This is a genomic window from Chryseobacterium sp. JJR-5R (genome assembly GCF_034047335.1).
GTDB lineage: Bacteria > Bacteroidota > Bacteroidia > Flavobacteriales > Weeksellaceae > Chryseobacterium.
Window position 1 is genome coordinate 938941 of the sequence record NZ_CP139137.1, and the last position, 23144, is coordinate 962084.

Below are 23144 nucleotides of genomic sequence, written 5' to 3' on the forward strand. Positions count from 1 at the left end.
GCAGATTTTTAACATTTTAAGGAAAGTTATTCCACCGGAAAACTGTATTTTTGCAAAACATTTTGAAAGGGTAAAACAATGATAGAAAAGATAGAAGAATTACTCGTTGAGGTAAACGGCTTTCAGGCAACATCTAAAGAAGACATTGAAAACTTCCGGATCAGGTATAATGGCAAAAAGGGGATTCTGAATGATTTCTATGAAACATTGAAAGAAGTTCCGAATGACCAGAAAAAAGATTTCGGGCAGAAGATCAATACGCTGAAGCAGGCTGTCAATACAAAACTGGAAGATTTAAAAAATGCTTCCGCCTCTTCCGTTGTCATTGAGAAAGAAGACCTTACCAGACCGGCCTTTCCATTGGAACTGGGTTCCAGGCATCCGATTAATTTAGTGAAAAACAGGATCATCGAGATTTTCAAGTCTATCGGTTTTGCAGTAGCAGACGGCCCCGAAATTGAGGATGACTGGCATAACTTCACTGCTCTTAACCTTCCGGAATACCATCCGGCCAGAGATATGCAGGATACGTTCTTCATTGAGCAGAACCCGGATATCCTGTTAAGAACGCATACGTCTTCGGTACAGATCCGTTACATGGAAGAAAACCAGCCGCCGATCAGGATTTTATCTCCGGGAAGGGTATTCAGGAATGAAGCGGTTTCTTCACGTTCCCACTGTATCTTCCATCAGATTGAAGGACTGTATATTGATGAAAACGTAAGCTTTGCAGACCTTAAGCAAACCATTCAGTTCTTCACCACGGAATTGTTCGGTAAATCTAAAATCAGGTTGAGGCCTTCTTATTTCCCTTTTACGGAACCGAGTGCTGAAATTGACGTATACTGGGGATTAAACTCCGAAACGGATTACAGGATTACAAAAGGAACCGGATGGCTGGAGATTATGGGCTGCGGGATGGTAGACCCTGCCGTTCTGAAAAATGTAAATATCGATTCTGAGAAATACTCCGGATATGCTTTCGGGATGGGGATTGAAAGAATTGTGATGCTGCTGTACCAGATGAGCGATATCAGAATGTTCTTTGAAAATGACATCAGAACACTGGAGCAGTTCAAAACATTATAACTGATTGTATCAGATAAATTTAAGATCCTGTAAAATATAATTTACAGGATTTTTTTATTACTTTTAACAGCTGAAAACACACACAAATGATTAAGAAAATATTGAAATTCAGATTCAGGAGAATTGTTCATTATTCGTTGATTATCTGTATTCTCTTGATACAGCTCCTGATTGCCGCTTTTTTTTATAATGAATTCATTACCGGAAAAAACATAAGCTTTATTAAAAAACAGCTGCAGGAAATCCATTCACTTGAAAACCTGACGGATAATTCCAGGAAGGACCTGCTGGAGGCCCAGGGGTATTTTCAGAAATATATTATAAGTGAAAACCATACTTTTTTGGAATCTTATTTTACATCTTTACGCAAGCTCGGTAAAAATCTCGACAGTATCAACCAGTATAAGAACAAATATCCGAGGCTTCAGCATATGGTAACGGCAACCACACAGAGAAAAGACCCGTTGCAGATTAAAAAGCTGCAGTCCCTCATTGATTCTACCTATGAGTATTCTGTGAAATCAGACTTTAAGGCCGGAAATGATCTGCCTGAGCTTAAAAAATACGACCTTGACTATAATTTTGATAAATTTAATATCGAAACAAAAACCTATTCAGATACCATTAAGAGAAAAGGCTTTTTCGGACGACTGGGCGATGCGATATCCGGAAAGGAAAATATCCGCAAAGAAAGTACTGTGATTACCGTAAAGCAGGGAAAGGTTCTCAATTCAGCAAATATAAAAGCGGAATTCGACAGCATTATTAATCTGGTCAATCATCATTACACCGGCGAAGTAAGGAAAATTCAGGTTACCATGAAAGAAAAGCAGAATGACGACGGAAAGTTTTTTAAGATATTCAGTAATCTCCTGGTTTACGGCAATGGCCTGATGAACATTTATGAAGTAACCATCAAAGATTCCAAAACGGATCTGGAGAAAGAATATAACAAGCAGAATTCAAAATACAGCAGGATCAGGATGTATCTGGTATTCGGGGCAATGATTCTCATGTTCATTGTTTCCGTATTAATCATGCTTCTGACCAGGATCGCATTTATCTATGAGAGGAAGCTGAAAGCGGCCAATGAACAGATCAATGAAAACCTGAATTTTAAAAACAGAATCCTGGGCATGCTGAGCCATGAGCTGAGGTCGCCGCTGAAGATTATCGGTATTTTTATCAACAGAATCAACAGGAAAACAGAAGATGAAAGCATTAAAGAATATTTGAAATCAATAAGCTTTACCAATAATACACTGCTGATGCAGGCCAGCCAGATTTTGGAATATACCAAAAACCAGCATGTTGAAAATAAACTGATCCCGTCGGTTTTTAATCTTAAAAACGAAATACAGTCGATATTAAGTTCTGTTGAACCCTATATAGAGACCCGGAACAATGAATTTGTCATCAAAGAAGATATCAGGCCTGAGCTTACCGTGTATTCAGATCCTATTAAGATCAATCAGATTTTTATGAATATCCTGGGAAATGCCAATAAGTTTACCGAAAACGGGTGCATCAGCGTTACCGTAAAGACAGAGCCCGTCAATGAAAATACCGTTTCTTTATATGTAGAAATAAGCGATACCGGCGCAGGGATTTCACCTTCTGATCTCAGGAATATATTTGAGCCCTATTATCAGGGGATCCTTTCGGATGATGTAGAAAACCTGGGCGCAGGCCTCGGGCTCAGTTTATGCAGAGAATTGGCAGAACTGTATTCCGGTACGGTATCGGTGACAAGTGAAATTAATCAGGGAACAACTGTTGTTTTTTCTCTTAATCTAAATATTTATGAATCAGTCAGATAATAAGCCGGTCAGTTTTTTGCTTGCAGATGATCACAGCCTTATCAGGCAGGGTATTGTATTTTTGCTGGATGATTTAGGTTTTGATTATGAGGTTTTTCATGCTTCCAATCTGTATCAGCTTACGGAATGTATGAAAGTAAACCTTGTGACAATTGCCATTATAGATGCCCATTTTCCGGACGGGAACAGTCTTGCTGTCTTGCCTGAAATTATCAAGCTGAGCCCGAAGACCAAAATCCTGATCTTTACCGGAATCGATGAAAATATGCATGCGCTTAAATTTCTTGATGCCGGTGCCCACGGCTTTTTAAGCAAGCTGAATGAAGAAGGCGAGATACGGAACGCCATTCTGAGAATAATAGAACATGGGGAATACGTTTCCCAGGCAACGCAGGTATTACTGATGGGTTCACTGCATAACAGAAGCCTCATCAATCCCCTCTTATCCCTTTCTGCCAGAGAACGGCAGATTGCGGAACTGTATGCAGAAGGATACGGGAATCTTGAAATTTCCAACCGGCTGAACATAAAACAAAATACCGTGAGCACGCTTAAAAAAAGGATATTTGAAAAACTCAATATTGAAAATATGGTAGAGCTGATCATACTGATTAAAAACCATCAGTAGCTGTAATGCACGCTGGTATTTTTTTATGCACTTAAATCCGGAAAATTTACAATCTGTAGAAAAATATCTACAGGCGTACCGATATATATCTAAGCCGTATTGTATGAACGTAGTATGCTTATTGATATCTTTGTATCAATATAATAACTATTAATCAACTATATCCAAAGCCTTTAGTTCTGAAACACAGATGATGAGAAAAAATTATCAGAACTAAAGAAAAAAACACAAGTGATAAAAACAGTGTCTTATTACAGGGCTTAACAGCTCTGTGATAGATACTGAATCAAAGGATGCTTTAAGTTGATAGCATGAAAAGTGCCTGCAGAAGAACCTGCAGGCATTTTTATAATAAGTCGGCTCTTTTATTTGGTAAACTTCAGAGGATATTTTACATTTTTAAAATCATCGATACTGGCTTTTAAGGATCCTACTGCCAGTTCTGCTTTCAAAAGCATAGGAACGTGGTTGAGGTCATTGGATACCCACATCACCACGCCTTCTTTCTCTTTGAAAACCCTTCCGCTTTTTACGGACGGAATAATTTTCAGACAATTGATGGTACCGAATTTGGTGCTCAGGTTTTCAGTTCCGGCCACCTTAAGCTGGAAAGCAAACATTTCATCATCAATCCAGACATTCATATTGATTACATTCCCCACTTTGAGCTCGGCGGGGCTTTTGCTTCTTAAATAATAAAAACATGAAAGCATATCCTGGACGCCTCTCACAGACTTGATCACTTTTGATCCGTTGGCCGGCGTTTTTTTATCGGTTAACACCAATGTATTGTTGTCATGGTTAAACGCCGTTTCCAGATGCTGGCGGTAGCTTCCTTCCTTTACATTCCTGATATAATAGCTTGGAAGCTGGGTATTGATGTTGATATAGCTCTCATACACATCCTCTACCTTAAAAAATGCTTTTACCGCGCCGGTAGTCTGCCCGGTTCCCCTTACATGCAGGTGCGGAGTGCCTCTGTAGGTCGTTTTCTGGGCTTTCAGGTTGGCCGTTCCGGCATTCAGGAAACCGTAATGGATCCGTAATGTAATGGATTCGCCGTCTGCAATAGTATTGATCTGCCCGGATCCCAGAAAGAACACCAGGAGGGTTAGTACATTGAATAATTTCTTCATAATCATATTTTTTATCATAAGGTTGCCTGTGGTTAGATTAAAAAAAATGAGAAAGGTTTGATAAATCTCAGTTTTTTATTTAGACTGAATTAAAAGGCTTCGCATTAAAATTAGTAAATTTGCAGCCACAAGTATAATTAAATTATCTTATAATTATGATAACTACCGATATATTGATCATAGGAGCCGGTCCTACCGGGCTTTTTGCTGTATTTGAAGCAGGTTTACTGAAAATGAAGTGCCATATCATTGATGCACTTCCGCAGCCGGGAGGCCAGCTGGCAGAGCTTTATCCTAAGAAACCTATTTTCGATATTCCGGGGTATCCTTCTGTGAATGCAGGAGAGCTGGTAGATAATCTGATGGAGCAGATCAAACAGTTTCAGCCGGGCTTTACCCTTGGTGAAACCGCTGTTTCCTACACCAAAGTGGATGAGGAATGGTTTGAAGTGGTCACCAACAAAGGAACGGTCCACAGATGCAAAGCCATCGCCATTGCCGGCGGCCTGGGAACTTTTGAGCCCAGAAAACCAACCATGGCAAATGTTGCAGACTATGAAGAAAAAGGCCTTGAATATTTTGTAAAGGAACCAGAACATTTCAGGAATAAAAAAGTGGTCATCGCAGGCGGCGGAGATTCTGCACTGGACTGGAGTGTTTTCCTTTCTAGCGTAGCAAGCGAAGTAACATTAATCCACAGAAGAAACGAATTCCGCGGGGCTTTGGATTCCGTAGAGAAAGTGCAGGCTCTGAAAGACCAGGGGAAAATAAAACTGATTACGCCGGCTGAAGTTACGGCCATTAAAGGTGACGGAAAAGTGGAAGCCATTACCGTAGAGGTTGACGGACAGGAAGCCTTTGATATTGAAACGGATTACTTCATTCCTTTGTTCGGCCTGACTCCGAAACTGGGGGAAATTGCCCAATGGGGACTTAATATTGAGAAAAATGCGATCGTTGTTAATAATGCTTTGGATTATCAGACCAATATTGACGGAATCTATGCCATCGGAGATATCAATACCTATCCCGGAAAACTGAAGCTGATCCTTTGCGGGTTCCATGAAGCGACTTTAATGTGCCAGAGTGTCTATAACCGTTTAAATCCGGGTAAAAAATTCGTCTTGAAATATACAACAGTGAGTGGGGTAGACGGTTTCGACGGAAGCAGAAAGGAAGCGGAGAAAGCCGTTGTGAAAAAAATTGATTAAATTTGCTGCCGGTTATGGGCTGCCAGTTTGCAGGCTCTGCCATCAACAATAAACAGTTAGCAGGAAATGAATGATATAAATATAAAAATTACCGATAGGGAAGGGGTTACCCACGATGTTGTTGCGCCGACGGATATGTCCATGAACTTAATGGAAATCATCCGTTCGTATGAACTGGCGGAAGAAGGTACCATCGGGGTATGCGGAGGAATGGCGATGTGCGCTTCATGCCAGGTCTATGTAACTCATGATCCCGGACTTGAGCCGATGGGTGATGAAGAGGATGCCATGCTGGGAGAAGCTTTCCATGTAGAAGCAAACAGCAGATTGGGATGCCAGCTGCATATCGCTGCGGAAATGGAAGGCCTTGAAGTGGAAATCGCTCCTTATCCTTAGAAATTCTTATTTAAAAAATATTAAAAACTCCTGAAGATTTTCTTCGGGAGTTTCTATTTACATTTTAAGATTAAGAACTTCTTTTTTAAACCTCCTCCTTAGAAATCCACTTTCCAACCAGCGGAGCCTGATAGTTGCTCATCATTTCCAATAAATCATCAATTGTATCACTGATCAGCAGCATGTCCCGGTTGATCTGTTTCAAAAACCCTTGATCCACCATGGTCTGTACCAGTTTAATCAGGTCATCATAAAATCCGCCGATATTTAAAATTCCGATTGGCTTTTGATGAAGTCCGAGCTGTGCCCAGGTAATCATTTCAAAAAACTCTTCCAGCGTTCCGTAGCCGCCGGGGAGAACGATCACGCCGTCGCAGAGGTCATTCATTCTGGTTTTCCGTTCATGCATGGTTTCTACCAGGATCAATTCTGTCAGCTGGTTATGGGCAATTTCCTTGGATTTTAAAAAGTGGGGAAGAATACCAATCACTTTTCCGCCTTCGCTCAGAGCTCCGTCGGCAACGGCACCCATCAAACCGACGTTGGCACCGCCATAAACCAATTGGATGTTTTGTTTTGCCAGGGTACGGCCGAGCAAGGCTGCCTGTTCTTTATAGACATCATCCGAACCGAAACTCGATCCGCAGAATACGGTAATGCTTTTCATAGTTTTAAATCTAAGCTATTTTTGAATCATAGGGATTTAAGCTTAACATTCTTAATCCTTAATGGTTTAATTAAAAAGAATAACCAAAATCATTTTGATTTTGGTTATTCAATATGACAATTTTATATTCTTATTTTAAAGGAATATTCGCTAAAATTTCCTTTGTAAAACTCCAGAATTTCTGTGTGGAAGAAATATTGGCTTTTTCATCCGGAGAGTGTGCTCCGCGGATCGTTGGTCCGAAGCTTACCATTTCCATTTCAGGATAGTTGGCCCCGATGATTCCGCATTCCAGACCGGCGTGGCACGCTACTACATGAGGCTTTTCCGTGAACTTTTCAGTATATATTTTTTCCATCAGCTGAACGATCTCAGAGCCTGGCTTCGGCTTCCATCCCGGATAAGAGCCGCTGAATTCCGTATTCATTCCTGCCAGTTCCGCTACCGATTTCAGTTGTTCCGCCACAGAATCTTTTGAGGAATCTACAGAAGACCTTGAAAGGTTTAAAATTTTCAGGCTGCCTTCTTTCAATTCAACCCTTGCCACATTGTTTGATGATTCCACCAGGTCTTTTACATCCGGGCTCATCCTGTATACCCCGTTGTGAAGGGATTTCAATGTTAAAATGATTTTCTTTGAATCTGCTTCGGAAATCGCATGCTCAGAAGACGTGGAATTTTCAATATTAATCTGGAGATTAGGCTCTACTGTAGCAAACTCTTCTAAAATTTCTTTTTTCAGTCCGTCCGTTATTTCTTCAATAAATTCACCGGCATTTCTTACAGAAGCAATGGCCACCCCTTCTCTCGGGATTGCATTTCTCAATCCGCCGCCGTCAATAGAAACCAGCTGGATATTTTCTTTTTCCAAAGCCTTATAAAGCAGCCTTCCCAGGATTACATTCGCATTTCCGAAACCTTTGTGGATATCCATTCCCGAATGGCCTCCCTGAAGGCCTTTCACTTCAAACCTCACAACCTGTCCTTTAACTTCTTCTTTTTCATAAGTCTGGGTAATCGTAACATCCACTCCTCCTGCACAGCCGATATCGATTTCATCGTCTTCTTCCGTATCGAGGTTAAGAAGGATCTGCCCGCTCAACTGTCCCGGTTTTAACCCTAAAGCGCCTGTCATTCCGGTCTCTTCATCAATTGTGAAAAGTGCTTCCAGATCAGGATGGGGAATATCCTTGCTTTCCAGAATCGACATAATCGTAGCTACTCCCAGTCCGTTGTCGGCTCCCAGAGTGGTACCCTTTGCCTTTACCCAGTCTCCGTCAATTTCCATCCTGATTCCTTCCGTTTCAAAATCAAAATTTACATCATTGTTTTTCTGGCACACCATATCCAGGTGAGACTGAAGTACAACAGATTTGCGGTTTTCCATGCTTTCAGTGGCCGGTTTTTTAATAATAACGTTCCCCACTTCATCAACAGTGGTTTCCAGCCCTAAGTTTTCACCGAATTCTTTGATGAAGGCAATTACCCTTTCTTCTTTTTTTGAGGGTCTCGGAACGGCATTCAATCTGGAGAAATTTTTCCAGATGATCTGCGGTTCGATAGTGGATAGTTCCATGAAATTTTATTTTTATCAAAATTACGAAATTAAAAATGCTCCCGTTAAACGGAAGCATTCTTTTTACGGTTCGGTGCAGTCAACTGTTTTGTGACGCGGCAGGAAAGCGGTTGTCAGCATCCGCATTCACCGTAAACAGGTACGGTTTCTTTGGTGCCGTCCGGTTTTTCAATGGTCATGGAACCTTCAAATATCAATGCTTCTTCGCCTTTTACCTTCTTTCCTCTTACAGAAATCTTGTAATCACCGTTTTCTATTTCTTTGCTCAGTTCTTCACCGGATTCCATATCGCTGGAGGAGATCAGGTTCATGGCTAACCTTTTCCCGTCCAGTTTCATATAGGCGGTTTTTCCTGCATCATCGGCATAAATGTATTTTTCAGCTTCAAAATCAGCTCTGTTTTTCGCAAAATAGCATGAACATTCTTTAATTTCCTGGGGAAAAGGAAAGCTTTCCACCATGATTTTCCCGGAAGTAACTTCGTTTGGTACATGATCCTGAACTGTTTGTACAGAATCTGAAGGCGCTGTATTCTGAGCGGTTTTCTGTTCTTTTTTACATGAAACCAGCATGATGGCTGAGACAAAAACGATTATATATTTCATTGTTTTGGCGTATTGTATTATTTATCCCCTTGCTCTTTCAAGAAGCGTCATCATCAGTAAAGAAAGAATAACCAGGCTTTCATGTTCATCATCAATATCAATGAGCCTGTCCAGCTGGAACATCCTTCCGAAAAATGAAGGCATTTTTTTTAATTTAAAGTATTCCTTCCCGTCCATTCCTCTTACCGTATAAGCAGGATTAAGGAAATAGCCGGTAAACATACCTATAACAGGGATTTCACTCACCATTCCGTCCAGGAATTTGGTCCATGCATTGTCTTCTGTAATGGTGAACTTTGGTGCATCAGCAGCATCCAGAACGTCATACGTAGATTTCCAGAAAGAACGCATCCCTTTTCTCGCCAGCCTGCCGAAATTCTTTGTATTGATGGCATCCTTGATAGAGTAGGACGCATTAAAATCAATCCACTGGTTGGCCTGGATCCTGAAAAGTTCTTTTGTCTTGCTTTCATCATTGAAAACAATAACATCTTCTTTTAATTTGAACATTTTCTGGCGGACATACGCTACATAATTGCCGTTTTTATCCGTAATATTGAAATCACTGGCTAGTGTTGTGATTTTAAATTTAAAATCCAGCGGATAATTTAAATTGTTAAGTACCATTAAGTTTATTTTTCAAGTTAATATTTAGTATTCAAAGATAACGGTTTTTTAACATTTATCCGTGACGGATGATGAATTATGAGGTTTGATCCGCGATAATGACTGCTGAAAATCCGGCAATGCAGATCTGCCCTTGAATTCAATTGCTGATCCGCTTAAAATTGACTGTTGAGTATTCATTATTTACAACTTTAATTATTATTTTTGCCTAATGGATTACCCAAGTAAAGTGTTGGCAAAAGCGGTGGATGAAATTTCGGGGCTTCCCGGAATCGGCAGGAAAACAGCCCTTCGTTTAGCATTACATTTATTAAAGCAGCCCAATTCCAGAGCCATGAGCCTGGGAAATTCCCTGATCAGTCTGGTGAATGATATCAAATATTGTAAGGAGTGCCATAATTTTTCTGATTTCGAGGTCTGTGAGATCTGCAGCAATGAAAAAAGGAATGATGAAGTAATCTGTGTCGTAGAAGATGTCCGGGATGTAATCGCCATAGAGAATACCGGGAAATACAATGGCAAATACCTTATTTTAGGCGGCAAGATTTCCCCGATGGAAGGGGTGGGCCCCAACCAGCTGAATATCCCGAGCATTGAAAAAAAACTGAACGGAGGAAGGGTGAAAGAGCTTATTTTTGCTTTAAGCGCTACGATGGAAGGGGATACAACCGCATATTACATATACAAGAGGTTTAAAAGCTTTAAGGTAAATTTTTCCAGCATTGCAAGAGGAATCTCCGTGGGAGACGAACTGGAATATGCAGATGAGATTTCTCTGGGAAGGTCTATTATGAACAGGCTGCCTTACAGTGAGGGAGGTTCCTGATACGTTATTTATAAGTTTTGATGATTTCCATAATTATTCCGGTATATAATGCAGAAAATACGATAGTAAATGCTTTGAACTCAATTAAAGCGCAGACTGTCGGGCTGCAGGTATTCGAAGTGATTATAATCAATGACGGATCTACAGATTTAAGCAAAGAAATTATCGGAAATTTTATCAGGGAAAATCCGGAAATGGAGATCCGGTTTCTTGAACAGGAAAACGGAGGCGTATCCCGGGCCCGAAATGCAGGACTGAAAATTGCTGCGGGGAAATATATTGCTTTTCTGGATGCGGACGATGAATGGCTGCCTCTGAAGACGGAAAGACAGCTGGCATATCTTGAAAACAAAGATTTTGCTGTAGATTTTCTGGCTACACGGAGAAATCATAACAGGATCCTCCTGCCTTACCGTGTGAAAAACCATCTTGCTGAAATCACATTTGGAAAATTACTGCTGAGAAATGAAGCCCAGCCTTCAACAGTGCTGTTCAAAAAGAAAATTATTGACAATACCGGTTATTTTAATGATGATCAGCGATATGCCGAAGATCTCAATTACTGGATGAAAGTCTCAATACACAATAAAATGTATATACTTGATGAAAGCCTTTTGATAGCCGGTGGAGGAAAAAGAACCTTCGGCGTGTCCGGGCTTTCTGCAGATCTTCGCCTGATGGAAAAAGGCTTCCAGAGGAATATTAAAGAAATGTATGCATTAAAGCATATCAGTTCGAAACAATATTTTCTTCTCAAATTTTTTTATAAAGCAAAATACTTACTTTTGCTGGCAAGAACATGGTACTTTAGTTAAAAAACACCTATTATAAAAACCGGAAATGAATGAGGTTGTCTATCATTATTGTTAATTATAATGTCACCCAGTTGCTTAGATGCTGTCTTTTGTCAGTTCGGAAATATGTAGCAGATATTGAATATGAAGTAATTGTAATTGATAATGCTTCTACTGATTCCTCCTGGAAAGATTTGATTCCGGAATTTCCTGATGTTCATTTTACAGCATCTGAAACCAACGCGGGCTTTTCAAAAGCTAATAATAAAGCTATAAAAACTGCGAAAGGAGATTACCTTTTGATTTTAAACCCGGATACGGAATTTGAAGGATTTTATATGAAAGATATCTTGTATTTTGCAGATTCCCAACCTGATTTCGGGTGCCTGGGAGTAAGAATGCACGATGCGGAAGGAAACTTTCATCCGGAAAGCAAGCGTTCTGTACCGGATATGTTCAATTCATTTGAAAAGCTGTTCGTTAATTTTAAAAAGAATAATGCAAAATCATATTACAGGGATGATATTGATGAAACGGCTGTAGATAAAGTAGAGATTGTTACAGGGGCTTTTTTACTGATCAAAAAAGCGGTTTATGATCAAGTCGGCGGCCTGGACGAAGCGTATTTTATGTACGGTGAAGATGTGGACCTCTGTTATACTTTGTTAAAAAACGGTTATACTAATTTTTATTATGGCCAAGCTTCCATTCTTCATCATAAAGGGGAAAGCACGGTAAAGGATGAGATCTATCTGCAGAGATTTTACGGAGCCATGCAGATTTTTATAAATAAATACTACAGGAAATCCCAGCCGCTGCAATACATGCTCCTGAAAGCCGGATTGAATCTCAGATATAAAATTGAGAAATCTAAGTTAAAGTAAAAGCAAAAGCAACTCAAATGAGTTGCTTTTGCTTTGGGTATGTAAAAATATTATTTGCTTATTTAATCGGTGCAGGAGTCTGGGCTGCCGGTGTAGTGGTAGAGGCCGGAGCTGCAGATTGTGTTGCCGGAGCTTCTTTCTTGGCCGGTACCGGAACGGGAGCTGCCGATGGCTTACCTGTAATTATTACGCTTAAAAGGATAAGAACAATAATCACTGCTCCTAAAGTCCAGGTTGCTTTTTCCATAAAGTCGTTGGTTCTCTGTACCCCGAACTGTGCCGAAGAAGCACCTCCAAACGTACTGGAAAGGCCTCCGCCTTTAGGGTTTTGAGCCATAACGATGATAACCAGTAAAATACTCGCGATCATTACAAGAACCATCAATAGTATAAATATAGAATCCATTAATTTGATATCTTTTAGAATGGGCAAATTTAATCTTTTTTTACCGAACAGCAAAAAAAGATCTCACCAAATATTGTTAAAAAGAAAAAGCGGCAATTCATGTTGCCGCTTTTTCAATAGAATATAATATAATAGTGTTATTTAAAATCAGTGTCTTTTGCCTGATTCACTTCATAAGATTTTACGTTCATTGTCATATCCATTCCCATCTGGTTTACAGAAATGGTATACGGCATTTTAACTCCCGCTACATCCTTATAGTCAGAAAATACGGTAGGAACTGTTATTTCCTGTCCCTGCGGCGCCTTTACGGTTTTGGTTTCTCCTGTTTTCAATCCTGTTTTCACGCTGTAGTAGTAGGTGGTATTGCCTCCTTTTACCACATAAGAATCTTCTCCGCCTACTTTTTCAATGCCTGCTACTTTATAATCAGCAGATTTTGCAAAACCCAGTTCCTCGAAAAGCTCTGAATTTTTTTGTTTTTCAGCAATCTGTTCTGCTTTCATGGGAACTTTCTGTCCCATTTGTTCAGAATATCCTGTTTTCCCGTCGAATACCTGCTTCTGAACCACCTGTCCCATAGCAGTTACCGTAGTCAGTTCTTTTCCACCCTGTGCCTTCACCATTTTCAGGTCAATATTCTGGCCTTGCATGGTCATGGAAGCGGTCATCGAATAAGAAGAAATTTTATTAAGATTTGCTTTTCCACCGATGGCATCAATGTATTTGTCTGCAATAGAAGCTACCGTTACATTGGCATCCATTTTTTTGGCTGACGGTTTTGCAACAGGATTGGCGTCTTTGTCGTAATATTTTACGGGGTAACCTAATTTTTCCAGTCCTTCAGAAATATCAGATGCTTTTCCGGCGATAAAAATTCTGCTTTGATTGGGCAGGATATTTGTTTTTACAGCGTTTGAAACATCAGCGGCCGTTACCTTATCGATAGACTTCAGGTAGTTTGTATAGAAATCAGCAGGAAGGTCCTGGACTTTCTGGTTCAGTGCAAATCTTGCGATGGTCTCAGGTTTTTCCAGAGACATGATGAAATTCCCTTTCAGCTTAGCCTTTGCATTTTCAAGCTCTTCAGGTTTTACCGCTGAGATCGCATTAAGCTCATTGATGAACTCTTTTACTGCTTTATCCGTTACTTCATTTCTCACGCTTGCCGTGGCAGAAAACTGCGGGGAATATTTGCTTGCGCTCATATTGGAATAAGCCCCGTATGTAAATCCGTTTTTCTCACGAAGGTTCATAAAGAGCCTTGCTTCGCCACCTCCGCCAAGGATGTAGTTGGCAATGGTAGCAGGGAAATAGTCTGCATCTTTCATTTTCAGCGTGTTCAGGTTGTTTAATGAAACAACAGACTGCACAGCAGTAGGAACATCCACTACGTTAATTTCTGTTTTGCCGATATTTGCCGATGGTTCTAACGGCATAATCGGAGTATTTGCTTTTTTCCAGCCACTGAATGCTTTTTCAATCATAGGCTTTACTTTATCAAATTTTACATCTCCTACTATTACCAGATACGCATTATCCGGAGCGTAATATTTTTTATAAGTGTTCTGTACATCAGCCAGTTGGATTTTGTTGATGGATTCAACCGTTTCAAATTCTCCTCTTGAAGTATTCTTCCCGTACATCAAAGCATTGGAAACCCTTGAAGCGATAGCCGATGCATTTTTTTCTTCAGATTTCAATCCTTCGATTGCCCTTTCCTTGGAATTCTGTATTTCCTCAGCAGAAAATTTAGGATTGATAATTGCATCCGCCATTAAGCTTAAAACCTGAGGGAAATATTTGGAAAGCGAGCTGGCAAAAGCACCGCCTGAAGAGAACCCAAGATTGGCTCCAAGGTAATCGACTTTTTTATTGAAGGCATCTTTGCTCATGTTGGTGGTTCCGTTTTCGAACTGTTCAGCCATGATTTCGCTTACACCGGTCACGGTTCCTTCATTATACGGAGGCCTGTCCATAGAAAGGTTGGCGCTTACCCTCGGCAGCTTGTTGTTTTCCACCACCATTACCGTAAGGCCGTTGCTCAGCTGGAAGGTTTTTGGCTTGGCAATGTTGATCGCAGGCGTTGGGCCCGGTTTCGGCATTGCATTAAGATCTATTTTTTGTGCTGAAACCATTCCTGCGAAGAAAAATGCTGCAGCTATATATGTTAATTGCTTTTTCATTTGTAAAAATTTAATTTTTAATAATCATTGAACTTAAAAGTCTCGGCTGATTACTTTTTTTCAGGAACGTAGTTGATGATGATTCTTTGGTTGGAATTAAGATACTTTTTGGCTGCATTCTGAAGATCCTGTCTGGTGATGGATCTGTAGATGTCAATCTCTTTATTGATTAAATTGGTATTTCCCATCAGTACGTGGTTTGTTGCCAGTGAAGCGGCAATTCCCTGAATGCTGGAGTTGGCATTAACGAACTGATTTTCATACTGGTTTTGAAGCTTTTGGTAGTCTTCTTCAGAAATTAGATTTGTCTGAAGTTTCTTGATTTCAGCATCGATGTCAGCCTGAAGGGTTGCCTTGGACGTCTGTCCCATCGGGATCGCGAAGAAGGCGAAGATTCCGTAATCTTCAAGTCCCTGGTTAAATGCCTGCACCTGAAGCGCTTTTTTATCCTGGTCAACTAATTTTTTATATAAAACAGAAGATTTACCATTGCTTAAATAAGAAGAAAGCATATCCAGAATATACGCATCTTTCTCCTTGTTGCCCGGAGTTCGGTAAGCGAAAATATAAGCAGGAAGCTGGATGTTAGGATCTGTAGCCGTTACTTCTTTTTCCTGAGTAATAGGTGCGTCTTTCGGGAAGTTTTTAGAGGAAACGGTTCCTTTAGGGATGCCTCCGTAATAATCCTGGATCCATTTCTTCGTCTGTTCAGGCTTGATGTCTCCTGCAACCACCAGAGTAGCGTTGTTAGGAATATAATATTTTTTGTAAAATGCCTGGAACTCCTCTAATTTTGCAGAGTTCAGATCTTCCATAGAACCGATGGTAGGCCAGTTGTATGGGTGGTTGGTAAATAGATTTTTCTGAATGGTACTGAAAAGATTTCCGTAAGGCTGGTTGTCCATTCTCAGTCTTTTTTCCTCTTTTACAACTTCTCTTTGCGTATCCACACCAATCTGGTTAATAACTGCGTGACGCATTCTTTCGGCTTCCATCCAAAGTCCCAACTGCTCGTTGTTTGAAGGGAATGTTTCGTAGTAATACGTTCTGTCATTCGTGGTGTTGGCATTATTCTGTCCTCCGTTTGAAGAAACTATTTTAAACCAGTCACCTCTTTTAATGTTAGGGGTTCCTTCAAACAAAAGGTGCTCAAAAAAGTGGGCAAAGCCTGTTCTTCCTTTTACTTCATCTTTTGCACCTACATGGTACATTACACCTGTGGTAACAACCGGTGCAGAATTATCCTGATGAAGAATTACGTGAAGCCCGTTCGGCAGGTCATATTCTTCGAATTTAATTTGTTGCGCATTCAGAGCCATCCCGAAGAAAGCTGCGGCAGCAACAGAAAGAAGTCGCTTTTTCATAAAGTAGAAATTGTTTTGTCAATTAGTTCCAAATTTACTTTAATTGTTACAATCTCCACTATAAATTTTTGGGCTGAATTTGTATATTTATCGAAAATACTTCAGATAGGGTACAGGAGGATTTCATTCTGTTCCGGATATGGATTAATTTTACATCATAAAACAATTAAAGAATGAAAAGCTTTTTACAGCAGAATGTCTCCCAGGATTCTCTTATTACCCTTTTTAGCCAGGCCCCTGTCGCCATGTCTCTGTTGATAGGTGAGGATTTTACCATCCACAGTGCCAACCCGCAGATCCTGGAACTCTGGGGAAAGGACCATACGGTTATGGGAAAATCCCTGTTTGAAGTTCTTCCGGAAATACAGTCTCAGGGATTTGTGGAAATCCTTAACAATGTATACCGTAACGGAGAAATTTTTAACGGAAATAGATGGCCTGTTTTTTTAGAGAAATACGGCGTATCTCAAGAGCATTTTTTTAATTTTATTTATGCTCCGGTATACAATGATGACAGGGAAATTATCGGGGTAAGCATTGTGGCCACTGAAATTACAGACCAGGTGATCTCAGAAAAAAAACTGAAAGACAGCGAACACCGTTTTGAATCGCTTATTAAAAAGTCAGATTACTCTATTGCCATTTACCGTACAGAGGAGCTTTTTATAGAATTTGCCAATGAGCCCATGTTTAAAACCTGGGGCAAAGATGCTTCGGTAATCGGGATGAAACTTGAAGATGCGCTTCCCGAGCTTGAAGGGCAGCCGTTTATAGGGATTCTGAAAGATATTTTCAGAACCGGTGAGACCTATTCCGCAAAAGAAGACCAGGTGGAGCTGGTTGTAGACGGCATCTTACAGACCTTCTATTACAATTTTTCTTACAAGCCCCTTAAAAATCCGGACGGTGAAGTATATGCCATCCTTAATATGGCCGTAAATGTAACGGATATCGTAATAGCTAGAAAAGAAGTACAGGAAAGCGAAAAGAAATTACGCGATCTGGCCGATTCGATGCCGCAGTTTGTATGGACATGTGACCATGACGGGCAGATTACATACATGAACGAAAGCTGGTACAGATATACAGGTTCCAAACAAAATCAGGACCAGACCCAGCTGGTAAAAGCAATGATGAGGCCTGAAACTGTTGAGAAAGTGGATAGGGTATGGGAAGAGTGCGTGCGTACATCCAGCCCTTTCGTAATGGAATATGAGCTTGAAGATCCCAAACAGAAAGGGAACTACAGGTGGTTTCTGGGAAGGGCCGTCCCGAACTTCGGAGAAAACGGGGAAGTAAAGCAATGGACGGGAACTTTTACCGATATCAATGAAGTCAAGCAGCTGGAAACCCAGAAAGACAATTTTCTCGGTATTGCCAGCCATGAGCTTAAAACACCGCTTACCAGCCTTAAATTATACACCCAGTTTATCAAAACGAATCTGCAGAAAGCGGGAGACCATAAAAATGCGGAGGTTGTGAAAAGGATGGACGGCCAGATTGACCGCCTTACGGAACTGATCAATGAACTTCTGGATGTCACCAAAATCCATAAGGGACAGATCCAGCTCAATGAATCTTATTTTGATTTTGATAAGCTTGTGGATGAAGTGGTGGAAGAACAGCAGATGACCTCTAGGCATAAAATGATTGTAAGCAAAGCCAAGGTAGGCGAAGTTTTTGCAGACCGGCACCGGATTTCACAGGTGATGGCCAATCTTATCAGCAATGCCATAAAATACTCGCCTGATGCAGATGAGGTGCACATTTCCTCATCGTCAGAAGGAGACCGGGCCAGATTCTGCGTCCGTGATTTCGGGATTGGTATTCCGGCCGATAAACAGTCAAAAGTTTTCGATCAGTATTACAGGGTCAGCGAATCCAAAACCCACACATTTCCCGGTTTAGGACTTGGGCTTTATATTTCCTCTGAAATTATAAAAAGAGCCGGAGGGGAAATTTCCGTTTCTTCCGTTGAAGGAGAAGGGTCTGATTTTTGCTTCAGAATCCCAAAGAAATAAAAATTAAAAAATTACCATGTCCAGTTCTGCAAAAATAATGGTGGTAGATGACAGCCCTGCAATTGTTGACTCGATTGAAATGATGCTTGATTTTGAAGGATTTGAAGTTGATAAATTTTATAAAGGTTCAGAAATGTTCAATGCACTGGATCCTGACATGAAGCCCGACGTAATCTTAATGGACATGTGGCTGTCCGGTGAAGACGGCAGGGATTTTTGCAAACTGATCAAAGCGGATGAGAAATTAAAAGATATTCCTGTGCTGATTATGTCTGCCAGCCGCGGTCTTGAACAATCCGCGCTGGATGCAGGAGCCAATGAATTTATTGCCAAGCCTTTTGATCTCGGGAACATGGTAGACCGGATCAGGTTTTATCTTAAATAAATATTTATTTAAAATATCTTTGCCTTTTTTCCTCATGATCCTTTATGCCGGTAAAGGATTAATTTAACACTATTTACCTTCGTGCCGGATTTGAATTCTCCATATAATACACTAATTTTGTATTCCTAATTTTTTTTTGCAGCATGGAGGATTATCTGAAAGGACTTAATGAATCACAATTTGAAGCCGTTACCACGTTACAGGGACCGTTAATGGTTCTTGCGGGTGCAGGTTCCGGAAAAACACGTGTGCTTACCATGCGTATTGCCCACTTAATAACGAATGGAGTTGACCCTTTCAACATTCTGGCGCTGACCTTTACCAACAAAGCGGCGAAGGAAATGAAGGAGCGTATTGCAAAAGTAGTGGGGCACAGCAATGCCAGAAGTTTATGGATGGGAACTTTCCACTCGGTATTTGCAAGGATCCTGAGAAATGAAGCCTATTATCTGGGGTACCCTTCCAATTTTACCATTTATGACCAGCAGGACTCCCTCAATGTCATCAAGAAAGTTTTGAAGGACATGAACATTGATGCAGATATGTATAAACCCAAAAAAGTTCAGGCCAGGATTTCAACGTATAAAAATAACCTCATCACCGTAAAAGCATATTTCAATAATCCCGAACTTCTTGAAGCTGATGAAAAAGCCAATATGAAATTTATCGGCCAGATTTACCAGAGGTATGTAGACCAGTGTTATAAAAACGGGTCAATGGATTTTGATGACCTGCTGCTGAAAACCAATGAACTGCTAACACGCTTTCCTGAAGTTCTGGCGAAATATCAGGACCGCTTCAGGTATATTCTGGTAGATGAGTACCAGGATACCAACCATTCCCAGTATCTGATCGTGAAAGCTTTGGCCTCGAAATTTGAAAATATCTGTGTGGTTGGAGATGATGCACAGTCCATTTACTCGTTCCGTGGAGCCAATATCTATAACATCCTCAACTTTAAAAAAGACTATCCGGATGCCTTTACGGTTTCCCTGGAGCAGAATTACCGTTCCACCCAGAATATTGTCAATGCTGCCAATGTAGTGATCGCTAAAAACCTTCAGCAGTTCAAAAAAAATGTCTTCAGTGAAAATGAAGAAGGCGAAAAGATCAAAGTGTACCGCTCGCTGTCTGATGCCGATGAAGCTAATTTCGTAGCGGGAAACATCTGGGAAACCCGGAACCGCGAACAGAGAAGGTACAGTGATTTTGCGATTCTGTACCGCACCAACTCACAGACCAGGGCTTTTGAAGATGCACTGCGACGTAAGAATATTCCCTATAAAGTATACGGAGGTCTTTCTTTCTATCAGAGGAAAGAAGTGAAAGATCTTATTGCCTACCTCAGGCTTCTGGTGAATGAAAATGATTCCGAAGCACTGATGAGGATTATCAATTATCCGGTAAGGGGAATCGGAGATACGACACAGAATAAACTTATTGTCTTTGCAGATGCCCATAATGTCACCCTTTCAAATGTGCTGGACAATCTTCCGTCCTATGCACCTCAGCTGGGGCTCAATAATGGAATTTTAAACAAGCTGAATGATTTCTGGTCGATGATCAAAGCATTTCAGGTACTCCTGAAAACAGAAACGGCCTACAGCGTTGCCATGGAAGTGGCCAAACGCAGCGGGCTGATTAAATTTTTAAAAGACGACCAGACACCGGAAGGGATTTCGCGGGTGGAAAACGTGCAGGAATTAATGAACTCCATGCAGGGGTTCATTGAAGAACAGATGCAGCTAGAGGACGGAGACCCGAGCTTACCCAATTTCCTTGAAAATATCGCACTCTCTGCCGATACCCAGAAGAAAGATGATGAAGAAGAAATGGTTTCACTGATGACGATCCACCTTTCCAAAGGGCTGGAATTCCCTGTTGTTCACTTGGTAGGGCTGGAGGAAAACCTTTTCCCTAGTTTTATGAGTTCCACAACCAGGGAAGACCTGGAAGAGGAAAGACGGTTGTTTTATGTGGCATTGACCAGAGCGGAAAAGCAGGCTTTTTTCTCATATGCGGTCTCAAGGTTCCAGTGGGGCAAAATAACCGATGCCGAACCGTCGAGGTTTTTAAGTGAAATTGATGACCAATATATTGAATTCGTAAACCCGGCCATTGAAAAACGGTTCATTAATAATGCAGGGCTGAGGTCGAATATTTTTGATGAGCATCCTTCAGAACTCAAAGGATTTAAAAAGGTTGAGAAGAAAACCATTGAACGGGGTGAAGGGTCAAAACCGATCGCTGAGCCCAGGAAATTAAAACCGGTAAGCACAGCGAAAATCATTAACCCGAGCGGAGCTTCTTCACAGGACATCGAAGTGGGGGACAAGGTAAGGCATGACCGTTTCGGGGTTGGGGAAGTGACTTTCCTTGACGGAACTGATCCGCAGAACATCAAAGCCAAGGTAATTTTCCAGCATGAAGGAGAGAAGAATTTAATCCTGAAATATGCGAAGCTGACGAAGATTTAAGTCATTGAAAGAACAAAATAACAAGACAATCTTAACATAATTTCCCGCAGATTTCAAAAATCCACAGATTTTTCTGTTAGATTTGTGAAATCTGCGGAATTTTTTTAATAACGGCCAGGTAAAAAAATACAAATCTGTATATTTAAATAATAAAAAATTCCCATTATGAAAAGGATTCTGGTATTTTTAATCATCACTTTGTTTTCCGTCCCGCTATTTTCCCAGGAATACCGGACAGAAAATAACATTCATTATTATGATGAAAAAGCCAATAAAGCAGATGCTTATATCAATGAAAGATGTGTTCTGGATATCTATGTCCCGAAAAATATAAAAAACTTTCCAACGGTTATCTGGTTCCACGGCGGAGGCCTGACGGGCGGGCAAAAGGAAATCCCCGAGGAGTTGAAAAATAAAGGAATTGCCGTTATTGGTGTCAACTACAGGTTATCACCCAAAGTAAATGCACCGAAATACATTGAAGATGCCGCCGCAGCCACTGCATGGGTATTTAAAAATATTAAAAATTACGGAGGCCGTGAAGACCTGGTTTTTATTTCAGGGCATTCGGCAGGAGGGTATCTGGCAGCCATGGTAGGACTGAACAGAACCTATCTTCAGAAGTATGGTATTGATGCCAATACGCTGGCCGGCATCATCCCTTTCAGCGGGCAGATGATCTCTCATTTTACCGTCAGGAAAGAAAAAGGAATCGATGAGCTGGATGCCCGGATTGATGATTTTGCTCCGCTTCACTTTATCAGAGCCGATGCACCGCCTTTGCTCCTGATTACGGGAGACCGCGAAAAAGAATTGCTTGGAAGGTATGAAGAAAATGCCTACATGGCCCGAATGCTGAAACTGAAAGGACATAAAGACACAACGCTGTACGAATTAGACGGTTTCGATCACGGCGGAATGGCCCAGCCGGCTTTCCATTGCTGCTGAATGAAATGAAAAGGGTGCAAAAACTGAAAAAGTAATTGTCAGAAACAAAATCAAAAATAAATTCTTAAACTTATAATACTGAAGCGTCAGTCTCCTGCTTAAGTTAAGATGGACAATTAAAGTAATTACAGGTTAATAAAACTCATTTACAAAGGCTTTGCATATTTATTTTGCAGAGTTTTTTTATTTTTATTTCTTTGGGGTGAAATAAATTAAGTTCAGACGATGGGAATGTTTTATAACAATGCGGTATGTGATATTTATATAGGAAAAAGTGCCGGCGCAAAGCTTTTGCAGGATATCAGGAATGCAAAAAGGAATGTGAAGATCGTTTCGCCTTATCTTTCCCCGTCTTTAATTAAAGAACTTATCTTTCTGCATTCCAAAGGCATAGACGTCCAGCTCATTACCAGTGACGAAATAGAAGATTTTTACGGGAATGAAAAGAATATCAATAAATTGATCGTTCAGAGAAGGCATGTGGATGAAAAAGCAAAGCAGTCAAGAGACAGCCTGTCCAGCCTGTCGGGAATATTGCTTTTTGCGATGATCGGACTGGCTGTTATTTTGTTTCCCTTGATTTTTATGTTAAAAGAATGGAGCTTTGCCTATGGTTTTATCGCTGTCATATTGCTGTTTTTTGTAAGGGATTCTCTTGCAAGACAGATTAAAAATAAAAAAATCTATCACTATACCTATAAACAGCTGTTTCCTTTTAAGGTTTTTGTTTCATCCAACAATGGGAATTCTTTAAACAAAACTTTCGTTCACAGTAAAATTTATGTCATTGATAATGAAATTGCCTATCTGGGTTCCCTTAATTTCACCGGAAAAGGCATTAAAAATAATCATGAAACAAGAATAAGAACTGCCGACCCGAATGCCGTAGCTAAGATTGTGGAAGAAGTAAGTCATTTATTTTCAGAATCGAATTTAGCAGAACGGGATCTTCAGTTCTGGGGAAGCCAGCTGTATACGGAACCGATTAATTAGTGAATTTATAATACCTTATCCTGAATCTAACTTGATCTGGATTGATCTTTTGTTCCGCAACGCAATTTAAAAGAATCCAACTGTAACTTTTAAGCAAAAGCGGAT

21 protein-coding genes are annotated in these 23144 nt (G+C 40.5%); 13 read left to right on the forward strand and 8 right to left on the reverse strand.

Annotation, left to right across the window (positions count from 1 at the left end):
* The first annotated feature begins 78 nt into the window (after window positions 1-78).
* The 3 genes from pheS (at window position 79) to SD427_RS04430 (ending at window position 3537) form a co-directional block, all read left to right on the forward strand.
* Window positions 79-1089, forward strand: coding sequence for a phenylalanine--tRNA ligase subunit alpha (pheS, locus tag SD427_RS04420; protein WP_320560079.1), 1011 nt, complete (start codon window positions 79-81; stop codon window positions 1087-1089).
* An 86-nt stretch (window positions 1090-1175) separates the two neighbouring features.
* The gene (locus SD427_RS04425; protein ID WP_320560080.1) at window positions 1176-2909 is read left to right on the forward strand and encodes a HAMP domain-containing sensor histidine kinase; all 1734 of its coding nucleotides are present in this window, start codon (window positions 1176-1178) and stop codon (window positions 2907-2909) included.
* Window positions 2893-3537 (forward strand): response regulator transcription factor, encoded by a 645-nt coding sequence (locus SD427_RS04430; protein ID WP_320560081.1) that lies wholly within the window; start codon window positions 2893-2895, stop codon window positions 3535-3537. Before SD427_RS04425 ends, SD427_RS04430 begins: the two co-directional genes overlap by 17 nt.
* A 365-nt stretch (window positions 3538-3902) precedes the next feature.
* Here the strand turns inward: SD427_RS04430 and SD427_RS04435 are convergent, their stop codons facing one another.
* Entirely contained in the window at window positions 3903-4673 is a 771-nt protein-coding gene (locus SD427_RS04435) for a DUF3108 domain-containing protein (protein WP_320560082.1), read from the reverse strand.
* A gap of 155 nt (window positions 4674-4828) precedes the next feature.
* Here SD427_RS04435 and SD427_RS04440 point away from each other — a divergent pair, with 155 nt between their 5' ends.
* Together SD427_RS04440 and SD427_RS04445 are read left to right on the forward strand one after the other, a co-directional pair.
* Window positions 4829-5884 (forward strand): NAD(P)/FAD-dependent oxidoreductase, encoded by a 1056-nt coding sequence (locus SD427_RS04440; protein WP_320560083.1) that lies wholly within the window; start codon window positions 4829-4831, stop codon window positions 5882-5884.
* 66 nt (window positions 5885-5950) lie between these two features.
* Entirely contained in the window at window positions 5951-6280 is a 330-nt protein-coding gene (locus SD427_RS04445) for a 2Fe-2S iron-sulfur cluster-binding protein (RefSeq protein ID WP_320560084.1), read from the forward strand.
* An 85-nt stretch (window positions 6281-6365) separates the two neighbouring features.
* On the opposite strand, the gene SD427_RS04450 is transcribed toward SD427_RS04445, so the two are convergent.
* From SD427_RS04450 to SD427_RS04465, 4 genes are all read right to left on the reverse strand, one after another.
* Window positions 6366-6947, reverse strand: a complete 582-nt coding sequence (locus tag SD427_RS04450; protein ID WP_320560085.1) for a TIGR00730 family Rossman fold protein — start codon at window positions 6945-6947, stop codon at window positions 6366-6368.
* A 130-nt stretch (window positions 6948-7077) separates the two neighbouring features.
* Window positions 7078-8523 (reverse strand): aminoacyl-histidine dipeptidase, encoded by a 1446-nt coding sequence (locus tag SD427_RS04455; protein WP_320560086.1) that lies wholly within the window; start codon window positions 8521-8523, stop codon window positions 7078-7080.
* 113 nt (window positions 8524-8636) lie between these two features.
* Window positions 8637-9128 (reverse strand): hypothetical protein, encoded by a 492-nt coding sequence (locus SD427_RS04460; RefSeq protein WP_320560087.1) that lies wholly within the window; start codon window positions 9126-9128, stop codon window positions 8637-8639.
* Window positions 9129-9149: 21 nt separating this feature from the next.
* Window positions 9150-9755 carry a hypothetical protein gene (locus SD427_RS04465; protein ID WP_320560088.1) on the reverse strand — a complete coding sequence of 202 codons (606 nt, stop codon included), beginning with the start codon at window positions 9753-9755 and terminating at the stop codon, window positions 9150-9152.
* A 211-nt stretch (window positions 9756-9966) separates the two neighbouring features.
* Here SD427_RS04465 and recR point away from each other — a divergent pair, with 211 nt between their 5' ends.
* From recR to SD427_RS04480, 3 genes are read left to right on the forward strand one after another with little or no spacing between them, the layout of a single operon-like run.
* The gene (gene recR / locus SD427_RS04470) at window positions 9967-10581 is read left to right on the forward strand and encodes a recombination mediator RecR (RefSeq protein WP_320560089.1); all 615 of its coding nucleotides are present in this window, start codon (window positions 9967-9969) and stop codon (window positions 10579-10581) included.
* A 20-nt stretch (window positions 10582-10601) separates the two neighbouring features.
* Entirely contained in the window at window positions 10602-11396 is a 795-nt protein-coding gene (locus SD427_RS04475; protein ID WP_320560090.1) for a glycosyltransferase family 2 protein, read from the forward strand.
* A gap of 29 nt (window positions 11397-11425) precedes the next feature.
* A complete protein-coding gene (locus SD427_RS04480; RefSeq protein WP_320560091.1) occupies window positions 11426-12259 on the forward strand; it encodes a glycosyltransferase family 2 protein in 834 nt (277 codons plus the stop codon).
* Between the two features lie 58 nt (window positions 12260-12317).
* Here SD427_RS04480 and secG read toward each other — a convergent pair whose 3' ends face one another.
* The 3 genes from secG to SD427_RS04495 form a co-directional block, all read right to left on the reverse strand.
* Window positions 12318-12665 (reverse strand): preprotein translocase subunit SecG, encoded by a 348-nt coding sequence (gene secG / locus SD427_RS04485; protein WP_320560092.1) that lies wholly within the window; start codon window positions 12663-12665, stop codon window positions 12318-12320.
* Between the two features lie 137 nt (window positions 12666-12802).
* Complete coding sequence (locus SD427_RS04490; protein ID WP_320560093.1) at window positions 12803-14851, reverse strand: pitrilysin family protein; 2049 nt, start codon at window positions 14849-14851, stop codon at window positions 12803-12805.
* A 50-nt stretch (window positions 14852-14901) separates the two neighbouring features.
* Complete coding sequence (locus SD427_RS04495; protein ID WP_320560094.1) at window positions 14902-16215, reverse strand: pitrilysin family protein; 1314 nt, start codon at window positions 16213-16215, stop codon at window positions 14902-14904.
* A 173-nt stretch (window positions 16216-16388) separates the two neighbouring features.
* On the opposite strand from SD427_RS04495, the gene SD427_RS04500 reads away from it, so the two are divergent.
* The 5 genes from SD427_RS04500 (at window position 16389) to SD427_RS04520 (ending at window position 23039) form a co-directional block, all read left to right on the forward strand.
* Window positions 16389-18236 carry an ATP-binding protein gene (locus tag SD427_RS04500; protein ID WP_320560095.1) on the forward strand — a complete coding sequence of 616 codons (1848 nt, stop codon included), beginning with the start codon at window positions 16389-16391 and terminating at the stop codon, window positions 18234-18236.
* A 16-nt stretch (window positions 18237-18252) separates the two neighbouring features.
* On the forward strand, window positions 18253-18621 hold the full coding sequence (locus tag SD427_RS04505) for a response regulator transcription factor (protein ID WP_320560096.1): 369 nt from the start codon (window positions 18253-18255) through the stop codon (window positions 18619-18621).
* 143 nt (window positions 18622-18764) lie between these two features.
* On the forward strand, window positions 18765-21098 hold the full coding sequence (locus SD427_RS04510; protein ID WP_320560097.1) for an ATP-dependent helicase: 2334 nt from the start codon (window positions 18765-18767) through the stop codon (window positions 21096-21098).
* A 165-nt stretch (window positions 21099-21263) separates the two neighbouring features.
* Window positions 21264-22046 carry an alpha/beta hydrolase gene (locus SD427_RS04515; protein ID WP_320560098.1) on the forward strand — a complete coding sequence of 261 codons (783 nt, stop codon included), beginning with the start codon at window positions 21264-21266 and terminating at the stop codon, window positions 22044-22046.
* Window positions 22047-22271: 225 nt separating this feature from the next.
* On the forward strand, window positions 22272-23039 hold the full coding sequence (locus tag SD427_RS04520) for a phospholipase D family protein (protein WP_320560099.1): 768 nt from the start codon (window positions 22272-22274) through the stop codon (window positions 23037-23039).
* Window positions 23040-23144 lie beyond the last annotated feature (105 nt).